Genomic DNA, 18,166 nt, shown 5'->3' on the forward strand with positions numbered 1-18,166 from the left:
AAAGGGGCTGGGAAAAACTAAATAGCCAATCTTTAGAGACGAACAATCTCTAATTTAGCTCTTAAATAAAGGTTGCTTTCTCATACTGGTTATTTATGTTTATAAATTTAGCCAAGTATAAACACTAATACGTTCCATTGCGCTACAGACACACGATGCGTCGGGGGAGGAAGCTTAGAAGCTTAAGCCCCCTCAGCTTCTGTTGGGTCTAAAGCATCCTCTATTTTCCGCAGGAGTCGAGTGTCTTCCGCTCCATTCCACTTCGTTTTTAAAGGTTGTTTTTCTAAAAAAAAATTTATGCAATAGAAAAAAATTTAATTGGAAAAGCGGAGCTGCGAGAAAAAGTCCGAGACCCAGCAGGAACGTAGTGTAGTGACGAGGAGGGCCCCATGGAAAGGGAAGTGTATTCAGGCTGCGGTTACTAACACTAACTTTACTGAATCAGCCTTTTATAAAACTAATAAAAAACTAATAAAAAACTAATAAAAAACTAATAAAAAACTAATAAAAAACCCGAACAACCATATGGAACTCTCGTTTGGTTGTTCGGGGCTGTCTATTGCTGGAATACTTATATCCCAACCTCTTACTATACAGTATTAATCCTCTAAATAATGCAAGCTACAAAATGTTTGTATTTCCTCAAGCTCATCATCTTCTAAACCATAATCTAAGTATTTGTTTTCTAAGCTATTATAAAAATGATAATTAAGAATGCGGGTTCCATTTTCATCTACTGAGAAAAGAACTTTTATTTGTAAATGATCTTCTTCTGCTAGCTCATCTTCCTCATCGAACTCGACAGTTAGGAAAAATTCATAACGTTTCCCAGCAAGAATGCCAGTTGGGTCCTTAATTTCTTCGATTGTATATTCTTTAATGTTCACTTAATAAACCTCCAAAAATTCTTAGGTAAAACGACAGTTAGTTTGTTCACAAAAAAATAATATCATATTAAGAAGGGAATAGCTAATTGTATTCGTTTTAATATATTTAAATAAATAGTAGCATTAGATAAAGGAGATATATCGACAATTTATTTAAAATAATGTTTGCATTAATAGTAGGAGTTGTGGCATAATAAAAAGTTTGACTTTCTTATAAAAATATGTTATATTTATTATTAGTTTTTAGTTTAGATTTATACTTCTTATGCACTTGTTTAGGGATCTTTTTTTGGTTTTCTCTTGTTTACAAGTGTTTTTATTTTATGGTGTTAAATTTCTATGTGGAGCGAATGGCAATAGATGTCGGTATAAGCATGAAGTGGATTGCGAAAACTACCTATATATTTTCAAACATAGTTATTTAACAAAAAATTAGCTTCCTGGAGGTGCTTCATTTGGCAATGGGATTTGGCAGAAGAAATAATGAAGAAATTGTTAAAGAAGAAGTGATGGTTTGGGATTGTACTTCAGAAACATGTAAGTGTTGGATTCGGGATAATTTTAAAAGCAGTGAAACACCAAAGTGCCCAATATGTGGAAGTGAAATGGTACAAACAACTAGAGAACTTCAAGTAGTTAATAATAATAGCATATATTCAAAATAAAAGAAGAGGAATTTTCCAAAAGGATTGACCTCACAAGATTTGTCCATTCGGTGGAAAAGTAATCGATTGGTGAATCTTGTATGGTCTGATCCAATATGGAGAAGGTCTATTTTTTTTTGCCTATTTTTCGATAATTCTTCATAAAAAAGCAGAAAAAACGCCAGTAAAAAATGACATTCTTTCTGCAATAAATACCTTATTGATGGAATTATATCACCTGTTAAGCGGTAAAGCTAAGCATCAAGGGGATTAACGAAGTTCCCCATAAAACAGTAATCCATGCTGCTAAAATCATTGCAAGAGTCGAGAATGTTGCTTCTTGTTCACCAAACTCCATCGCTTTAGATGTACCAACACCATGCGCGCCCATTCCAAGTGCTAAGCCTCTTGCAATCGGAGAGCGAAGCGATAACCATTTTATCGCGTATGGTCCAATGATTCCTCCTAATACTCCAGTAATAATGACAAATATAGTCGTTAATGTTGGAAGACCACCAATCTCCTCTGAAACGACAATTGCTATTGGCGTGGTAATCGAGCGTGGTAAGATGCTCATAATAAAGTCATTGTTTAAATGGATCAAAATAGATAATAAATAAGAAGAAAAAATAGCGACCAATGTGCCTGTTGTGACACTAATGATAATAATCGTAAAATATTTCTTTAACAAATGCAAATTTTTGTAAATAGGGACAGCGAAAGCTATCGTTGCTGGTCCTAATAAATGCGTTAATGGCTGTGCTGATTCCATATAAGTCGTTGCTGGAATTTGAAAGACAGAAATAAATGCGATAAGAAGTACTGGGGTAATTAATAACGGATGAAACAACGGTATATTCCATTTCTTATAGCATGCTTTGGCTATGCGATAAAGCATATAAGTTATAATGGTAAGAATAATAATTTTCATTTGCTAAAACGTCTCTTTCTATTATAAATTTTTTCAGCAGTAAATCCTGTAGCCCCCATTACAATAAAAGTACTTATCGCAATTAATAAAACTGTTTCAATTCCTTTTACATTTAGAATTTCATTGTAATTAACAATGCCGACAGCTGATGGAATAAAAAATAACAGTAATTCTGCAAGTAGCCAAGCAGCTCCTTTTTCAACCCATTCTATTTTCACTATTTTAAGCTTTAATGTAATAAAAAGAACTATCAATCCAATCATTGAAGCAGGAATTGGTATAGTAACGATCATTTTAATTCCTATTCCAATTAAAAGAAAAATATGAAGGAATAAGATTTGACCAGCGATTATCAATATATTCTTCAATGAGATCACCTTCTGATATTCATTTGATGGAATGAGTTATCCATCACCTTGGTATATGAATATCATACCCTTCTATTAGTTATTCGTAAAATACATAGTTATTATAATTAATATAACTAAAAGTTATGAAAGGTAGCGAGTAGTAGAAATGGTAATTATTCATTATTAAGTACAAAGTCAATGAATCTTCTACCAGCAACAGATAGATAGCGATCCTTCTTCGTTATGATGACAAGCTCCCAATTCGTCACGGGCTCTAAGTCAATGAAATGGACTTGATTATTATTTGCTCGATTACATATCGATTCTGGGAGTATAGAAATACCTAAATTTGCTGCAACAATTTCAACCATAAAGTCCCATTGGGAGCTTTTGAAGATAATATTTGGCTCAAATCCTTCTTGAATGAATTTTCTTCTCATTATTTCATAAAGCGCAAATTCTTCACTGTAAAAAATAAATTCTTCCTCTTTTAATTCCTTCATTTGAACCTTTTTCTTATTTGCTAAGCGGTGGGATTCTGGCACAATCAATTTTAATTCTTCTTTAACAAGTGGAAATACATGAAAAGCTTCATCTGTTAAAGGAAGCACGGCTACCCCTATTTCAAATTCGCCTTCTTCCACACTTTTAACAACCTTTGCAGCCCCATATTCTTTTATGTTAATTTGAATGTTCGGATATGCTTTATGGAATGCAGCAATTATTTTTGGAAAGAATAAGCTTCCGATAATAGGCGGAAGACCAATATTTATATTTCCTCTCGTTAAATTCGTCATATCATGCAGGGTGGATGACATTTCTTCCACTTGCGCAAGAATTTTTTGTCCATATTCAAAAACCACCGAACCAGCATCAGTTAGCTCATGTGTTTTATTGGAACGATGAATTAATGTTAATCCAATTTCTGCTTCTAAGCTTTTGATTGCTTTACTTAGTGCAGGCTGAGAAATATGAAGATTATCTGATGCTTTCGTCATATTTTTTTGTTTAACTACTTCTACAAAATAATGCAACTGTCTTATCTCCATCTTTCTTTCTCCTTTTATTACGGAAAAGGGCTGTCTCTTTTTTTTGGAGACAGCCTTCCGACCATTATTTATTAGGTAGTGATCTTGCTTTAAAATGCCAAAATAATTTTATTTTGGTATTTTCTTTAAAAGGGATAAATTTCTAATCATAGAACCAACAAACATAGTAACAGCTCCTCCAAAAAGAAGAATTAATACTGTTTGCTTGCTAATAACATCTAGTGGATAGAGAACACTACTTAAGATTGCTAAGAATCCAATCAACGATAAAAACCAACCGAATTTAGTCATAATAAACTTCCTGTCCTTTAAATAAAATGTATTAATAATTACTTATTTTACGCAAATTAGGAGGGAAGTACAACTATTGTTGGAAGCTTTTTATTATGCATTTAGTTATATGTGGTTATTGATATCAAGATATATAATGGTTTTTACAGCTAATTTACTAATTTATATGGATTTAGCATGTCGATAGACCTGACTTGCTGGGGAGATATAAGAAAAGAATTTAGGTTTAAACGTGAAAGTGAGGTGGTATAAGTAGATTATCAACTTAAGAAAGGTGTGAAGATCATGAGCATTTTTCACGAGTTAAAAGACAAGATAATCTATACGCAGAATTGGAAGGATAACTTAATCGCACACAAAAAGTATGAAAATCTATATAGAAAAAATCATGTGGAAATGATTTATGGTACTATCTATCGTACAAAATCACAAAAACAAAATGGGCAAAAATAATAGACTAGGGTGGAATGCATCCTAGTCTTTGTTATGCTACTTAACAACTTGCCTATATTTTTATTGAGCCATAGATGTTTCTTTTAAATAATCAGAAAAAACTTTTTGTACAAGAGCTTGTTCTTGAATATCGTCAGAACTATGTAGATCCTTTATACAGACCACGTAAACTGATTTCACGAATAAGTGCAGTGCTTCATCATTTGTTAATTTCTGAATTTTCTTTATTAATTGAGTATCAGAAATGTAATTAACGATACGATCTAGGAATTCCTTTGGGTAATCTTTTGGCTGCTTGCCTGTTTCTTCTTGAAAAATTCCCCCTTGTCCTTCAATTTCGACATGACGTATTACTTTTTCTAATTCTTGAATACTAAATATCTCCATTGATTATACACCTCTTTCCCTCTAGTATTATAACAGGCTATTAAACAGTAGTAAATTAATGTTTTTACACTATTTAAAAAAGCTTGCTTTAATAGTATTTCAAAGGTGTTATATAAAAGATTAGGAGAATGCTTATAAAGGCTTTTTTACTAATGTATCTGCATAGTGCATTCCTTTAATGGAAAGGAAAATGCTACAAAAAGAAGAACTAATGGTACAATAGACTGTATCCCACTCTTAACGGGCAGTAAGACCTCAACCTCAAGCTTGCAGTAAATCAAGAAAGCTTGGTGTTGAAATCCTGCTGTGTAGAGCTGATAAATGCAGCTAACCATCATTGTGGGGGATGAGAAAAAAACTACTGATGGAAGTTTTCTTAATAAAATTTAAGTTTATTTTGAAAAGGAGTCATAATGGATAATAACAGAATGTATCATATGGTAAAAAGATTTCATGAAGCATTTGGACATGAAGTGGCAGCAGAACCGACTGCTATCGATGAAAAAACAGCTGTTAATCGAGCTGTTTGGACAGGAGAAGAATTAGTTGAATTTTTATATGCAACGGCTGAAGGAGATGAAAGCAAATTCCAAGAACTGTATGAACAGTTTTTAACGGGCTTAAATAAAGCAGTTGATAAAATACTTACTCAAAAGAAACCAGTTGATGATAAATTAGTAGCACAAATGGATGCACTAACAGATGTAGAGTATTTTAACCAAGGCAGTTTTGTAATTGCTGGAGTAGAACCATTTGCTCTTTTTCAAATAGTCCAAGAGGCAAATATGGGAAAGTTATTTGAGGATGGCAAACCAAGGTTTAGAGAAGAAGATGGTAAAATTATTAAGCCGCCAAATTGGGAAGCAGATTTTGCACCTGAAGGCAGATTACAAGCGGAAATAGAAAGACAACGAAAAAATAAATAATAGGAGGGAGGAACTGACGTCTTAAGCATCGCTGCTAATTGAGTAATGAAAGACAAAGTTCTTCCCTTTTTTTATATTTACCTATTTTGAAATATAGAAGCTGGAATCAATACAGAAGGATTTCCAGAAACGTAGGGACCAACTTCATATTGCTGAAATATTAGCTCTATCCCTTTATCTGATAAATAGAAGTTCGTTTCATTTGTTACTTTAAAATCCGCAAATTCAGATGGATCGGAATAGAATATTTCGGGATGTTTTTTCATATATGCTAAGGCGTAATTCGTCACTTTCTCATACTCTCGATCAGACTTGAGAAAGTCATCTAATGTCAATTGGTTTCCAGATTTGAGATCAAAGTTGTAAGTAGTGATAACCGTATTACCATGTGCCCCGCCAGTAAATTGATAATCAGTAAATAATATGCTCAATTTACTATTCCTATTGTATTTAACCTGATAGTTTGTCATGTATTCGTATTGACAGGTAGATGGTGATTCCTTACAAACTGGATCTTCTTTCATCTTTTCCATCTCTTTCATCAATCTTAAGTAGCTGTTATACGAATCTTGTATATGTTGTATAAGAATTTTGTTTACTCTATTTTGTGCTTTATTATTAGGAGCGCTTATTAGAGTAGGAAATTTAAGGTTTTCGATATTTTTATATTTTTTTGTCATTACGACGTTTGGAGTTTTTATCGCAATAGTAGATATCGGTTCAATGGTAATTACAAGTATTTGCAAGGCGATGGATAGCTGAACAAGAAATTTCATGTGCTTTTTCATAAAAATCTCCATTCTTTTTTAGTATAAGTATTATTTTTTTACGAAATAGAATGAATATGTATGGATATAGTTGGAAAAAAACATATGCTTTGTATTGTGAGTGAAGAAGGAGGATAATGAAATTAGTAGATGGGAAAAGAAAATGAAACTTTTTTGGATGTTAATCAGTACATAAATAAAAGATAATGGAGGTTGAATTTTATGGGATTTTTAAATGGATTAATGGGGAATGCAAGTTCTGCAGATGTGAAAGAATTAGAAAAAGAATTAAGCAACATAATAGGAACAAATGAACAGATAGAGCTTGCATATAAATTAATTAGAGACTTAATTGTATTTACTGATTTGCGATTAATCCTTGTTGATAAACAAGGACTAACTGGAAAAAAAGTCGAGTACATGTCTGTGCCTTTTAAGAGTATTTCTCGTTTTAGCATCGAAACTGCTGGTCATTTTGATTTAGATGCTGAATTGAAAATTTGGATTTCGGGAGCAGAGTTGCCAGCAATATCTAAACAATTTAAAAAGGATAGCAGCATATATGATGTCCAAAAAGCCCTTGCAAGTTATGTAGCAAAAGCTTAATAAAAAAGAGAGCCAGTCCCCGCAAATAAAATTATCTGCGGGACTCTCTTAAAAAAGATAGAAGGAATGTAATGTTCTTTGTGGAATATTTATTTAGTATAGTGAAAATAGGGTAAAAAGATAAAAACATGAGAGGGGAAATGGATTTATAAAGGAGGGGGAATAAAATGAATTCCGAAACGAAATTTACAGGGAAGTCCACATTATACGATCGTTATCGGCCAGGTTATCCAAAAGTTTTCTTTAAGGAGCTTATAACAGAGTATATCGGAAGAAAAGATAATTTTGTCATTGCCGACATTGGTGCAGGTACTGGGATTTTCACCGAATTAATAGCAAATGTTGGTACAGATATCTTAGCAATAGAACCAAATGATGATATGAGGGCTATTCTAAAAGAAAGAATGGAAGATCTAAAACAGGTAACCTGTTTAGCCGGTTCTGCTGAGAATACTGGGATTGCGGATAAGAGTGTGGATTTAGTGACGGTCGCTCAAGCATTTCACTGGTTTGATGCCGTTGCCTTTAAAAAAGAATGTAAACGCATTTTAAAGACAAATGGCTATGTCATGCTTATATGGAACAGTCGTGACCACACTAGTAAGTTAAATAAGGAGACTGCCAAAATATCAAAAAAATATTGTCCGAATTTTCAAGGGTTTAGTGGTGGAATTAATATTGAGCGGTTGGATTTACAGCAATTTTTCAACAATGGATATGAGCATTATGCTGTCTCTAATCCATTAAAAATGAGTAAAGAATATTTTATCGGTAGAAATCTGTCCGCTTCCTATGCACCACAAAAAGAGGATATTTTTTATGAGGAATTTGTTGAAGAACTAGGATTTCTTTTTGAAAAGTATAGTAAAGAGGAATCAATATTAGTTCCAAATGATCTGCATGTTTATGTAGGCGCTATCATTTGAATTGCCTTTAGAATACACTAGCTTATTATTAAACTTTATATTCACAGATCTTTCGAAACATATTGACAATTAATAATAGAAATTTTACAATGAATCTTAATATAAATGATGGCATTGATAAGGAAAAGTAAATAAGGCAATATTTTATAGAGAGCTTCCGATGGTGGAAAGGAAGTAAATGAACCTTATTGAAAATGACCTTTGAGCTTCGTACCGAAAACTTTAGGTGAGTAGACTACGACGAGATAGGCACTCGTTATAACAGCAGCAGTATCTCTTTTAAAAGACGTACTGATTGGAGGCAAATAGTGCAAATTATTTGTGAAGCTAGGTGGTACCACGGGTGAACTCGTCCTAATCTTTTTAGATTAGGGCGTTTTTTTTATGTTTTTAATGATGGGGGGATTTAGCTATTCAGTAAGAGCCTCAGTGAAAGAGGATTGATAAATTTATACAAGCAGAAGAAATAAGATAGATTGATTAGGGAGGAATAGATTATGACGATATTTATCGGGGGGGCATGGCCCTATGCAAACGGATCTTTACATTTAGGACATGTGGCAGCTTTGTTGCCAGGTGATATTTTAGCGCGTTATTTTCGCCAAAAGGGAGAAAATGTTCTTTATGTTTCCGGGAGTGACTGCAACGGAACTCCAATTTCTATTTGCGCACAGCAGGAGCATACAACTGTTCAGGAAATTGCTGATCGATATCACAGCGAATTTTACCAATGCTTTTCGCAATTAGGTTTTTCATATGATCTTTATACAAGAACAGATGCCAAGCATCACCATCAATCGGTTCAGGAGATTTTTCTTACTTTATTAAAGAACAAATATCTCTATAAAAAAACGGTAGAGCAAGCTTATTGTGAAAAAGACAATCAGTTTTTACCTGATCGTTTTGTAGAAGGGATTTGTCCACATTGCAAACAAAAAGCTAGAGGAGATCAATGTGACCACTGCTCTGCTATATTAGATCCATTAGAATTAGAGGAGAAGCGTTGCAAAATTTGTGGAGAAGAGCCTGTCATTCAGGAAACGGAGCATTTCTATTTTGCCTTTAGCCAGTTTCAGCAGGAGATGGAAGCATACTTAAAAGAAGCTTCAGAAAAACAATTGTGGCGCGAAAATGCACTTGCTTTAACGAAACGTTATTTACAAGAAGGACTTCCAGATAGAGCAGTAACAAGGGATTTGCCAAATGGAATTGATGTACCTTTACAAGGATTTGAAGGAAAGAAAATTTACGTCTGGATAGAAGCTGTAGCAGGCTATCTAACTGCTAGCATGGAGGCTTGTAAAAAGAAAGGTGTGAATGTTGAAGAGTATTGGAATAACGAAACAATTTCCTATTATGTGCATGGAAAAGATAATATTCCATTCCATACTGTCATTTGGCCAAGTATTTTGCTTGGGTTGGGCAGAAAACCCTTGCCAACGCATATCATTTCCAGTGAATATTTGACGTTAGAAAAAAGAAAATTATCCACTAGCCAAAATTGGGCTGTTTGGGTGCCATATATCTTAAATAAGTACGATCCCGATTCGATTCGTTATTTTTTAACGATTAATGCACCAGAGGCCAGAGACACAGACTTCTCTTGGCGTGAATTTATCTATAGCCACAATAGTGAATTATTAGGAGCATACGGAAACTTTGTTAATCGAACATTGAAATTCATTCAAAAAGCATACGATAGCAAGATTCCCGAGAAAACCATTTCGAAAAATATTATTGCTATTACAGAAGAGGTTTATCAAAAGTCAGGAGAATGGATTGAAAACGGAAATGGGAAAAAAGCATTAGAAGAAATTTTCGCTTACATCCGTTATGCGAATCGTTATTTCGATCAACAAAAACCATGGGAACAGGTAAAGACAAATAAGGAAGGTGGAGAGATTACCTTAGCTAATTGTACGTATATTATTATTAATTTAGCACAGCTTCTTGAACCTTTTGTTCCGTTTTCGACACGGAAAATTAGAGAGATGCTGGGGATTACGAAAATAGAATGGAAGCAACAACATACTCTTCCCGCCGAAATACGATATGTTCTGCCACTCTTTGATAGATTGGATATAGGTTTAATTGAGGAGGAATTAAATGCACTGTTAGATGGAGTAAAAAAAGAGTAACTCTATAATTGGATATTAATCACTTAAAACATCCCTTTTTCAGCACTTTTTGGAAAGGGATGTTTTAAGAAAGGGTAGCTAATAGGATACAATAGCAAAAAGATACAGAGCAACATCTAATACACGGAAAAATCGGATTAGATGTAGAAAATTAATGAATTTATTAGGGGAGTAACAGGAAAATTGCTTTTTTATATCGAATATTTAAGTATTATCGTTTCTTTTATAACCTTTTTAATAGCAATGAATATACTATGTTAAATACATTACTTGGATCGTTTAGCAAAAACACTTGGCAATATTTCTATTATTACGGAATAGACTAAAGATAATAAACAAAGAACGGATTATAAGAGAGTATATGGTTAAAGGGGTTGAATAGAGTATTTAATAAGTAGGAGGGAGCGAAAATGAAGTGGAGTGAGTTTGTATCACAAGGAATGACCAGAGTCTTACCAGTTATTGTAGAGGTTTACGGTAAAAAATATCCTCATTATACAAGTAAGCTTTATCCTATATGTTATACAAGCTTTAGTGATTTAGGCATTCTTTTCACACCATGTGGTTTATTTAGAAGAAAAAAGAAACACAGTATACGAACAGTTCGTTATAAAGAAGTTGTCTCAGTTGAATTTAATGTACAACGAGTTCCGACTGTATTTTTATATCTTTTAGGCTCATCCCTACATCTAAATATTATCATCCACTTAAAAGACCATTCTATTTTACACTTGGAAAGTGAAGATATAGGTCTTTTCCCTGAGCTGATTCAGCTACTAAAAAAACATAAAGTAGCTATTAAAGACCCGTTAAAGCTTCAAGCAATTCTGAAAGAACAGGATACGATGGAAAAGTTTTACTCCTATTTGGATAAGCATTTAGAAGCAAATTCGCATCATAATGACAGGGAACCTAAAATTAAATAGATTATTAATAGCGTTAAACAATGCGATAGTGCATTCAGTAAAGATAGTCTAGGTCCTGCTTCTTTCACGGGCTTCTAATATAGCTAATGCCTTTTTATTATAGATGGAAACAGAAAAATGCATGGATGGGACAGTCATATGTCTACGATTGGGATTCTTGTTTTGTTTTCTTTTTATTGTCATATGGAATAGCCTCTAGTTACTTTTTATCTATAGGCTTTCCATTTTTTCATTGTTCTTATACAGGCTCTATTCGTGATTTTAGTAACGGGATAAAAGAAGAGTCTTAAAGTGATATTGGATATTTTTTAGAAAAAACCCAACTTCACTTTGAGACTCTGTTTAATTAGGCACGTTTGGCTAATAGATTTAATGCTTTTTTATTCATGTCATGAATATCTTCGAATGTTTCTGATACTGCTACTGTCATTTTTCTCCTATTAGGATTCATTGATTTTTTGGACTGTTTATTTGGTTTATTGAATGGAGTAGGAGTTGAAGCAGCTGTAGTTTTCTTTTTGCCTGCCATATCAATTCCTCCTTTTAAAGATGTTTTCTTTCCTAAATTTCTGGCACAAGCTATTAATCAATGAAACTATTAAGCTTTAGATTGTGTAAATGCTCATGCTTTTTTATCTATATATTATTATACTACAGAACATGCAAAATGGAGCCTTAAACCATGTACCAATCAAAAATTTGTGCGAGGTTAAGTATATGAGAAGCGTCAATTCCATCCACTTCAACGAAATCAGAGCTGATTCCAATCAGCATATTATAACTTTCCCCGTAATAGGCAACGATGAAAACATTTTTCGTCCATTCGTCCATATTTCCATCATTACTTGGATCCTTTAAGGGGGTACTCTTACCATCTAGAAGATCCTGGATGATGCTGGCTTTCATTCCACTGTCTAGAAAACTAATATTATAACAGATTTCTACACTATTAAAGGCTGTTTCCAGGTTTTGAATCAATTCCTCTCCATCAGCACTAATGGCAAATGGGAAAATCGCGATATGAAACTGAAATGTGTCTGCGTATAGATTTAAATATGCCCGTAATTCATCCTTGTATTGGCGCCAATGCTGGGGAAGATTGCGATCCATAAAATGGTCAGCAGTTCTGGAAATAACTTCTGTAAAGTTTTGGACTTTCTTTGCATTGTATCCTAAAACTTCTTCATTTTTACGAATTGTTTTTCGTATGTAATTACTGTGCTGAAATTCTGTGTTCCAAATTTTAAGTATATCCGGAGTTTGGAAAACAGCGATATCAAGAAAGACAGCGGCAAAAGCAAAAGATAAAATGGTTTTCCAATCATTAATTTGTAGTTGACTGGAAAAAATCCCAAGGCAGATAAGAAGAAAAAATAGTACATAATACGACTTACGAATTGCTTGAAGATTTTCGACATATTTATCCGTTCGCCACCAAAAATACACGAGTGATAGAACGACCAACAATATTATTATAGAAATAAACCCAAAATAAATCGTTGTCAAAATAGTTCCTCCCAATACTTGGTATCTATTATTATAGCATGTATTTGATATTTTAATGCGTGATAGCTAAAAGTGAAATCCAATTCTTTATTTGAAGGTAGCACGTTTTCGATAAGAAGAAGAGGATAAAATGATGGATTTACCGACTTTGCAATAGTTTGCCTAGATAATTTAACGGAGGAAACGAATCGATATCATGATTACAATTTGTGGTCAAGGCTGAATAAGCTAGAGTGAAAAAATAAAAACCAAAACAAAGGAAATCATTTGCCATATAATTTCTGCTTTCTAATGAGGAATGACCTTTGTATTTAGAATATGATAATCTAAAATGAAAGATAACCGATAAGAATCGCTTTTTACTAATTGAAATGGAACATCTAGAAAAACCTTAGGGTGGAAAGGGATTTGCAATTTAGCTTATCATTTCCCTAGGATAATAAGAGGATATCAATTATAATAAGAAAAAAATGGTAAAATAAGGCCTTGAAAAGCTGGAAATGAAAAAGAGGGATAGGATGTTTCCTAGATTAGAGACTGAGAGACTGATATTAAGAGAAATAAAAAAACAAGATGCTGCTGATTTATTTGCTTATTTTTCAAGGGAAGAAGTTACTCGCTATTATGGACAAGAAGCTTTTGAAAGTATCGATCAAGTTGAAATGCTAATTGGACATTTTTCGGAAAGCTATCGAAATAGTCGAGGGATAAGATGGGGAATTGAAATAAAAGGTACTTCGCATCTTATTGGGACACTTGGTTTAAATAATGTGGTTCTTACACAGAAACGAGCGGAAATCGGTTACGAAATCCATCCTGATTATTGGAGACATGGATACACATCCGAAGCAGTAGAAAGAGTTATCCGTTATGCATTGGAGGAGCTTCCATTAAATCGATTAGGTGCATTGATTTATTTAGAAAATGATGCTTCAAACAATCTTGTTAAAAAGCTTGGATTTCAGCATGAAGGAATACTTCGATCGTATTATGTGCAAAATGGCAGAACTTTTGATACAAATGTATACTCGATAGTCAAAGAAGATTTAATTTAAATAGATTGGATGAGCAAAGTGGGGAATAAAACAACGATATACTTAGTAAGGCATGCTCACTCTGTGTATTCCACAGATGAGTTAGGTAGGCCGTTATCTGAGAAAGGCTTTTCAGACGCTAAGTACGTAGCAAAACGAATGCAAACAGAATCAGTCGATGTAGTTGTGTCAAGTCCATATAAGAGAGCGATACAGACAGTAGAAGGAATTGCAGAATATTCTCAAGTCGCAATCAAATGTATAGAGGAATTCAAAGAACGAGTACTAGCTGAAGGAGCAGTTTTTGATTTTGATAAAGCAGTCGAAAAGGTGTGGAAAGAAGAATCTTTTGCATGGGAAGGAGGAGAATCGAATTTCCATGCTCAGAAAAGAGGCATTCAGGCATTATTTCAACTTTTAAAAAGATATGAAAACAAACGAATTGTTATTGGCACACATGGAAATATCATGGTCTTAATAATGAATTATTTTTCAAAGGAATATGACTATACTTTTTGGAAGAATTTAAAAATGCCGGATATTTATAAATTAACTTTTGAAGGCAATTATTTAATAAATGTACATAGAATCTGGGAGGACTAGGATGGATAGACATCTATTTTTATTTGGCGGAGGTCCTCCATTTACAAGCACTATGGCAAGGGAATTTTCACAGTTGGCGACTGTAAGAAAAGGAAAAGTATCTTTGCTTATTTTGGATAGAACAAATTGGAAGGAGTATATGACAAAGTATACAAATTTACTTAAGGAATTTGGCTTTACGGAATTTCAATATATACCGCTTCCAACTGTACCAGTGGAAGAAGCTATCCAGCATCTTAGCAATAGTTCAGGGATTATAATAGGCGGAGGAAATACAGAGCTTTATGCAAAGTATATTGTCGATACAACTATTTCAAAAACAATAAAGAAACAATTTGTGGCTGGAGTTCCAATCGCCGGTTTTTCAGCTGGTGCGCTTATCAGTATGGAGAACTGTGTGATTTCAGCAAAGGATAATGATGCCAAAGTTATTAAATTTAGAAAAGGATTAGGATTGATAAAAGATACAGTTATTGCTGTTCATTATAGTGAATGGATGGATGAAAGTCACTTAAGAACTGCGGTCAAAACGCTTAAACCAATTTATAATTTTGGAATCGATGAAGGCACTGGAATGTATTTCTGTAATAATAAGCTAATAGAAACAGAAGGAGCTGGAGTTTTTAGTTTAAAAAATAATCATTTTGAAAAAATTGAGTAATCTCAATAGTCTTTCACTTTAAAAGATATTAAATTTTACGCATTCAACTTTTTAAAAAACCTAATTGGCAATAAGTGAATTTCGTATTCCGAAAAACTTACGTTGTATTAAAGCAATGTAAGTTTTTTTATGTTCTTATTTTCAGAAAAATCTGTTGTTTTTAGAATGGCTGGATGGTTAAAATAAAGGGAGAGAGGGGAGTTAAAATGGTACAAAAAATGAAGCAAATTTACATAAGATTATTTGAAGAAAGAGATGCAGAAGTACTATGGCAGCTTGAAGTAAGAAATAGAGATTTTTTTAAAGATTACTCAATTGGTCGAAAGGAAGAGTTTTATACACTAGATTTTCAAAAACAGCTAATTAAAACATGGAAAGAAAACGAGAAAAAAGATATCGATTATCACTTTGGAATATTTTTAAAGGAATCAGACTCTTTAATTGGAAGCGTCAATTTATATATGGTTAGGAGAGAACCTGCTCATAACGCTATCGTTGGTTATGTACTTGATCAAGCGGAAAACGGCAAAGGATACATGACAATTGCTGTGAAACAATTGGTTGATTATGCATTTAATAATCTGCATTTACATCGGTTAGAAGCAGGAGTAATGCCACATAATTTAGGATCGATTCGAGTATTAGAGAAGGCTGGATTTCATAAAGAGGGAATTGCAAAAAGTAATGTAAAAATAAATGGACAGTGGAAAGATCATCAGATTTTGGCAATTATTAATCCGAAAGATTAAAGAAAAGTAACTTAGCGCCCATTAATGTTATACAGAAGAGTGAGAAATTTGGAAGCAAGCAGATGGAACAACTAAATAAAAATACACAATGATTTGACGGAATAAAACTAAAACGACAGGCAGGATAACTGATATTCTGCCTGTCGTTTTAATTCAAGTTGTAATAGTTGTTTCCGAGGTTGGGGCAAAGTTAGTGATTTCTAAAACTACAGGACTGTTTGCAATAATTGTAGAACCAGCAGGAACCGTAATGGCTAACTGACCAGCGTTTTCCGCATCACTAGGTGTATAAGTAAGGAGATCTTCCATTTGAAGGATTCCGTTTACATACACTTTGAAATAACTGTTATCAGCTGTAAGTGCAGGTAGCGATGTTGCTGCATCACCAGTATCTGTCATAAATTCTGCTACACCGATTGCTAAGGTACCTCCTTCGGTAATGGGAGTAGTAACTATATGGAAAAAACGTTCAACAGTAGGAACAGTATCAATGGCTAATGTTGCACTCACCGCAAGCTTCATTATTTGTAAAGGCATCGTTTCACCACCTTATTCAATTATACTTTATGTTATGTAATGAGTAAGAGAACGATTAGACATAATGGAAATAATCACAATAGGCGCACCATCTTACTTTCGATTGATAGAATAATTATTATGGAAAAAAAGGTGGGAGAGATGGAAAAAGACCAAGGGTTGCCAAAGCCTTATTTGATCATTCCTGATATACCAGGTGCAGAAGTTTATGTACACTTACCGAAAAAAATAGTCGTTATCGAATATTTTGCAATTGCAGATGGAACTAAGAATATTTTTACAGAAGAAGAAGGGGTAAAAGAATTAGGGAAACAAAAAATTCTTGCACCTTCAAAATTATCCTATATGAATTTGTTTATTAACGCAGTTTTACAACCTAAAGAAAATTATGAAGTGAAGCAAGGTATGATTTGTCTTAAGACAGAAGATGTTCCTATTTGTGGGGCGACAGTTGTTTTGCAAATGTTTATTGTATAATTATGAAGTCTGTCTTAATAGATCAAGGCAGACTATTTCTTTATACTAAGCGTATATTAAGGGAGAAAGTTTTCTGAGGAAAGTAATCACTCAGAGGAGTGGGGAATACGATAATCATAATATGAATCTGTTTCTTCATTGGAAAAATATTGAAGATAGAAGAAGTGATAAATATTGGAACTGCTTTGATTCTAGAGGGAATTTGGGATTATTCAAGCGTAAAGTTGGGAAAACCTTTTTAATTATACATACCTAAACATGCTACCTGCATCATAAGATGATACAAGAAAAAACTATATAGAGATGTGGGGATTGTCATGAAGAATAAAAGATTGCTAGGGAAAGTTTTCTTTCTTGTTATAGTTGCTTTCTTTTTTATTGATTTTATAAAGCATGCAAGAATCATCGTGATTTATCCATTGAGTGTTAGATTTATTTTAGTCCTAATAATAATTGGAATATTACTCTATTTATTTAAGCGATTTAGGAAAAAGTAGAATGATTTGTGAGTGAAACAAAATCATCTCATGGATTATCCATGAGATGAAAAATGAAATCTGTTAATTTTGTTTAATGATTCGTTTATAAATATAAATTCCGATAAAGGCAAGTCCGATTACTGCAATAAGAGCGTATGCCACATTTGAATACATGTCCATGTAGTGAACGATATCCTCCCAAGAGTCACCAACTGCTGCCCCAATTCGAATAAGCACAAAGTTCCATACGAAAGTACCAATTGTTGTAAGAAATAAAAAGATACCAAAGTTCATTTTTGCCATACCTGCTGGAAGCGAAATTAAGCTTCGAATAAGCGGAATAAAGCGGCAAAAGAAGACTGTCCAATAGCCATATTTCTCAAACCAGCGATCTGCCTTATATAAATCTTCTCTTTTCAATCGGAGGATATGTCCCCATTTATCAACGATTTTTTCTAATCTCTTTATTTCTAATAAGGAACCGATGAAATAAAGAATGATTGCCCCTAAAACAGATCCAATTGTAGAAACGATGACCACTCCTGTTATAGTCATCTCTGTTTTTGCAGTCATTGCACCCCCAAAGGTTAGTATTACTTCTGATGGAATTGGGGGGAAGATATTCTCAAGCATGATTAACAAAAGTATACCAATGTATCCGAATTTTCCCATCGTTTCCATAATCCAATTTTCCATTCACTGCACTCCTTAACCTATTATCTGCTTGTGATAGATAAAATTTTTATCAGTTTACACATATTCGTATCTTATCATAAGGTACAAGAATCTTCTATAAATAATCCTATTTGCAAGACATTTATATCATTCTCTCTTTTTTA

Annotated in this window: 23 protein-coding genes and 1 other annotated feature; of the genes, 12 read left to right on the forward strand and 11 right to left on the reverse strand. The window is 33.4% G+C overall.

What is annotated here, in order from left to right; genetic code table 11:
* Nucleotides 1-599: 599 nt before the first annotated feature.
* Nucleotides 600-887, reverse strand: a complete 288-nt coding sequence (locus RTL21_RS05815; protein ID WP_312094267.1) for a DUF6509 family protein — start codon at nt 885-887, stop codon at nt 600-602.
* Between the two features lie 461 nt (nt 888-1,348).
* On the opposite strand from RTL21_RS05815, the gene RTL21_RS05820 reads away from it, so the two are divergent.
* On the forward strand, nt 1,349-1,552 hold the full coding sequence (locus RTL21_RS05820; RefSeq protein WP_312094537.1) for a cold-shock protein: 204 nt from the start codon (nt 1,349-1,351) through the stop codon (nt 1,550-1,552).
* A 220-nt stretch (nt 1,553-1,772) separates the two neighbouring features.
* Here the strand turns inward: RTL21_RS05820 and RTL21_RS05825 are convergent, their stop codons facing one another.
* The 4 genes from RTL21_RS05825 to RTL21_RS05840 all read right to left on the reverse strand — a co-directional run bounded on the left by RTL21_RS05825 (nt 1,773) and on the right by RTL21_RS05840 (nt 4,152).
* Nucleotides 1,773-2,462 carry an LrgB family protein gene (locus RTL21_RS05825; protein ID WP_312094269.1) on the reverse strand — a complete coding sequence of 230 codons (690 nt, stop codon included), beginning with the start codon at nt 2,460-2,462 and terminating at the stop codon, nt 1,773-1,775.
* Nucleotides 2,459-2,839 (reverse strand): CidA/LrgA family protein, encoded by a 381-nt coding sequence (locus RTL21_RS05830; protein WP_312094271.1) that lies wholly within the window; start codon nt 2,837-2,839, stop codon nt 2,459-2,461. The genes RTL21_RS05825 and RTL21_RS05830 overlap by 4 nt, the downstream gene beginning before the upstream one ends.
* 146 nt (nt 2,840-2,985) lie before the next feature.
* Nucleotides 2,986-3,861, reverse strand: a complete 876-nt coding sequence (locus RTL21_RS05835) for a LysR family transcriptional regulator (protein WP_312094273.1) — start codon at nt 3,859-3,861, stop codon at nt 2,986-2,988.
* A gap of 108 nt (nt 3,862-3,969) precedes the next feature.
* A complete protein-coding gene (locus RTL21_RS05840; RefSeq protein WP_312094276.1) occupies nt 3,970-4,152 on the reverse strand; it encodes a hypothetical protein in 183 nt (60 codons plus the stop codon).
* Between the two features lie 285 nt (nt 4,153-4,437).
* On the opposite strand from RTL21_RS05840, the gene RTL21_RS05845 reads away from it, so the two are divergent.
* Nucleotides 4,438-4,605: a hypothetical protein gene (locus RTL21_RS05845; RefSeq protein WP_312094278.1), complete on the forward strand. Its 168-nt coding sequence runs from the start codon at nt 4,438-4,440 to the stop codon at nt 4,603-4,605.
* A gap of 60 nt (nt 4,606-4,665) precedes the next feature.
* On the opposite strand, the gene RTL21_RS05850 is transcribed toward RTL21_RS05845, so the two are convergent.
* On the reverse strand, nt 4,666-4,992 hold the full coding sequence (locus tag RTL21_RS05850; RefSeq protein ID WP_312094280.1) for a hypothetical protein: 327 nt from the start codon (nt 4,990-4,992) through the stop codon (nt 4,666-4,668).
* A gap of 413 nt (nt 4,993-5,405) precedes the next feature.
* Between RTL21_RS05850 and RTL21_RS05855 the strand changes: the two genes are divergently transcribed.
* Nucleotides 5,406-5,918, forward strand: a complete 513-nt coding sequence (locus tag RTL21_RS05855; protein ID WP_312094282.1) for a pyrophosphohydrolase domain-containing protein — start codon at nt 5,406-5,408, stop codon at nt 5,916-5,918.
* A gap of 77 nt (nt 5,919-5,995) precedes the next feature.
* Here the strand turns inward: RTL21_RS05855 and RTL21_RS05860 are convergent, their stop codons facing one another.
* Nucleotides 5,996-6,706 carry a DUF3298 and DUF4163 domain-containing protein gene (locus RTL21_RS05860; RefSeq protein WP_312094284.1) on the reverse strand — a complete coding sequence of 237 codons (711 nt, stop codon included), beginning with the start codon at nt 6,704-6,706 and terminating at the stop codon, nt 5,996-5,998.
* Nucleotides 6,707-6,907: 201 nt separating this feature from the next.
* Here RTL21_RS05860 and RTL21_RS05865 point away from each other — a divergent pair, with 201 nt between their 5' ends.
* From RTL21_RS05865 to RTL21_RS05880, 4 genes are all read left to right on the forward strand, one after another.
* On the forward strand, nt 6,908-7,291 hold the full coding sequence (locus RTL21_RS05865) for a PH domain-containing protein (RefSeq protein WP_312094286.1): 384 nt from the start codon (nt 6,908-6,910) through the stop codon (nt 7,289-7,291).
* A gap of 167 nt (nt 7,292-7,458) precedes the next feature.
* Complete coding sequence (locus RTL21_RS05870) at nt 7,459-8,217, forward strand: class I SAM-dependent methyltransferase (RefSeq protein ID WP_312094288.1); 759 nt, start codon at nt 7,459-7,461, stop codon at nt 8,215-8,217.
* A gap of 105 nt (nt 8,218-8,322) precedes the next feature.
* Nucleotides 8,323-8,577: a binding site (T-box leader), on the forward strand.
* A gap of 137 nt (nt 8,578-8,714) precedes the next feature.
* Entirely contained in the window at nt 8,715-10,355 is a 1,641-nt protein-coding gene (gene metG, locus RTL21_RS05875) for a methionine--tRNA ligase (protein ID WP_312094290.1), read from the forward strand.
* Nucleotides 10,356-10,765: 410 nt separating this feature from the next.
* Complete coding sequence (locus tag RTL21_RS05880; RefSeq protein ID WP_312094292.1) at nt 10,766-11,281, forward strand: hypothetical protein; 516 nt, start codon at nt 10,766-10,768, stop codon at nt 11,279-11,281.
* A 346-nt stretch (nt 11,282-11,627) separates the two neighbouring features.
* On the opposite strand, the gene RTL21_RS05885 is transcribed toward RTL21_RS05880, so the two are convergent.
* Complete coding sequence (locus RTL21_RS05885; protein WP_312094294.1) at nt 11,628-11,810, reverse strand: hypothetical protein; 183 nt, start codon at nt 11,808-11,810, stop codon at nt 11,628-11,630.
* 146 nt (nt 11,811-11,956) lie between these two features.
* Complete coding sequence (locus RTL21_RS05890) at nt 11,957-12,787, reverse strand: type II toxin-antitoxin system SpoIISA family toxin (protein WP_312094296.1); 831 nt, start codon at nt 12,785-12,787, stop codon at nt 11,957-11,959.
* Nucleotides 12,788-13,305: 518 nt separating this feature from the next.
* Between RTL21_RS05890 and RTL21_RS05895 the strand changes: the two genes are divergently transcribed.
* The 4 genes from RTL21_RS05895 (at nt 13,306) to RTL21_RS05910 (ending at nt 15,834) form a co-directional block, all read left to right on the forward strand.
* On the forward strand, nt 13,306-13,842 hold the full coding sequence (locus RTL21_RS05895) for a GNAT family N-acetyltransferase (RefSeq protein ID WP_312094298.1): 537 nt from the start codon (nt 13,306-13,308) through the stop codon (nt 13,840-13,842).
* An 18-nt stretch (nt 13,843-13,860) separates the two neighbouring features.
* A complete protein-coding gene (locus RTL21_RS05900; RefSeq protein ID WP_312094300.1) occupies nt 13,861-14,424 on the forward strand; it encodes a histidine phosphatase family protein in 564 nt (187 codons plus the stop codon).
* A gap of 1 nt (nt 14,425) precedes the next feature.
* Entirely contained in the window at nt 14,426-15,085 is a 660-nt protein-coding gene (locus RTL21_RS05905; protein WP_312094302.1) for a Type 1 glutamine amidotransferase-like domain-containing protein, read from the forward strand.
* A gap of 206 nt (nt 15,086-15,291) precedes the next feature.
* Complete coding sequence (locus tag RTL21_RS05910; RefSeq protein ID WP_312094304.1) at nt 15,292-15,834, forward strand: GNAT family N-acetyltransferase; 543 nt, start codon at nt 15,292-15,294, stop codon at nt 15,832-15,834.
* Nucleotides 15,835-15,987: 153 nt separating this feature from the next.
* Here RTL21_RS05910 and RTL21_RS05915 read toward each other — a convergent pair whose 3' ends face one another.
* Nucleotides 15,988-16,371 (reverse strand): DUF4183 domain-containing protein, encoded by a 384-nt coding sequence (locus RTL21_RS05915; protein WP_312094306.1) that lies wholly within the window; start codon nt 16,369-16,371, stop codon nt 15,988-15,990.
* Between the two features lie 141 nt (nt 16,372-16,512).
* Here RTL21_RS05915 and RTL21_RS05920 point away from each other — a divergent pair, with 141 nt between their 5' ends.
* Nucleotides 16,513-16,848: a DUF4183 domain-containing protein gene (locus RTL21_RS05920; protein WP_312094308.1), complete on the forward strand. Its 336-nt coding sequence runs from the start codon at nt 16,513-16,515 to the stop codon at nt 16,846-16,848.
* 560 nt (nt 16,849-17,408) lie between these two features.
* Here RTL21_RS05920 and RTL21_RS05925 read toward each other — a convergent pair.
* Nucleotides 17,409-18,023: a DedA family protein gene (locus RTL21_RS05925; protein WP_312094310.1), complete on the reverse strand. Its 615-nt coding sequence runs from the start codon at nt 18,021-18,023 to the stop codon at nt 17,409-17,411.
* Nucleotides 18,024-18,166 lie beyond the last annotated feature (143 nt).

Source organism: Niallia sp. (genome assembly GCF_031978665.1).
Lineage (GTDB): Bacteria > Bacillota > Bacilli > Bacillales > Cytobacillaceae > Niallia.

Excerpts from the sequence above, each read along its gene's own strand:
- RTL21_RS05905 (WP_312094302.1), top strand. The coding sequence starts at position 14,426 with ATGGATAGACATCTATTTTTATTTGGCGGAGGTCCTCCATTTACAAGC.
- RTL21_RS05860 (WP_312094284.1), bottom strand. The coding sequence starts at position 6,706 with ATGAAAAAGCACATGAAATTTCTTGTTCAGCTATCCATCGCCTTGCAA.
- RTL21_RS05870 (WP_312094288.1), top strand. The coding sequence starts at position 7,459 with ATGAATTCCGAAACGAAATTTACAGGGAAGTCCACATTATACGATCGT.
- RTL21_RS05915 (WP_312094306.1), bottom strand. The coding sequence starts at position 16,371 with ATGCCTTTACAAATAATGAAGCTTGCGGTGAGTGCAACATTAGCCATT.
- RTL21_RS05855 (WP_312094282.1), top strand. The coding sequence starts at position 5,406 with ATGGATAATAACAGAATGTATCATATGGTAAAAAGATTTCATGAAGCA.
- RTL21_RS05885 (WP_312094294.1), bottom strand. The coding sequence starts at position 11,810 with ATGGCAGGCAAAAAGAAAACTACAGCTGCTTCAACTCCTACTCCATTC.
- RTL21_RS05910 (WP_312094304.1), top strand. The coding sequence starts at position 15,292 with ATGGTACAAAAAATGAAGCAAATTTACATAAGATTATTTGAAGAAAGA.
- metG (WP_312094290.1), top strand. The coding sequence starts at position 8,715 with ATGACGATATTTATCGGGGGGGCATGGCCCTATGCAAACGGATCTTTA.
- RTL21_RS05880 (WP_312094292.1), top strand. The coding sequence starts at position 10,766 with ATGAAGTGGAGTGAGTTTGTATCACAAGGAATGACCAGAGTCTTACCA.
- RTL21_RS05840 (WP_312094276.1), bottom strand. The coding sequence starts at position 4,152 with ATGACTAAATTCGGTTGGTTTTTATCGTTGATTGGATTCTTAGCAATC.
- RTL21_RS05845 (WP_312094278.1), top strand. The coding sequence starts at position 4,438 with ATGAGCATTTTTCACGAGTTAAAAGACAAGATAATCTATACGCAGAAT.
- RTL21_RS05820 (WP_312094537.1), top strand. The coding sequence starts at position 1,349 with ATGGGATTTGGCAGAAGAAATAATGAAGAAATTGTTAAAGAAGAAGTG.
- RTL21_RS05865 (WP_312094286.1), top strand. The coding sequence starts at position 6,908 with ATGGGATTTTTAAATGGATTAATGGGGAATGCAAGTTCTGCAGATGTG.
- RTL21_RS05850 (WP_312094280.1), bottom strand. The coding sequence starts at position 4,992 with ATGGAGATATTTAGTATTCAAGAATTAGAAAAAGTAATACGTCATGTC.
- RTL21_RS05825 (WP_312094269.1), bottom strand. The coding sequence starts at position 2,462 with ATGAAAATTATTATTCTTACCATTATAACTTATATGCTTTATCGCATA.
- RTL21_RS05835 (WP_312094273.1), bottom strand. The coding sequence starts at position 3,861 with ATGGAGATAAGACAGTTGCATTATTTTGTAGAAGTAGTTAAACAAAAA.
- RTL21_RS05925 (WP_312094310.1), bottom strand. The coding sequence starts at position 18,023 with ATGGAAAATTGGATTATGGAAACGATGGGAAAATTCGGATACATTGGT.
- RTL21_RS05920 (WP_312094308.1), top strand. The coding sequence starts at position 16,513 with ATGGAAAAAGACCAAGGGTTGCCAAAGCCTTATTTGATCATTCCTGAT.
- RTL21_RS05895 (WP_312094298.1), top strand. The coding sequence starts at position 13,306 with ATGTTTCCTAGATTAGAGACTGAGAGACTGATATTAAGAGAAATAAAA.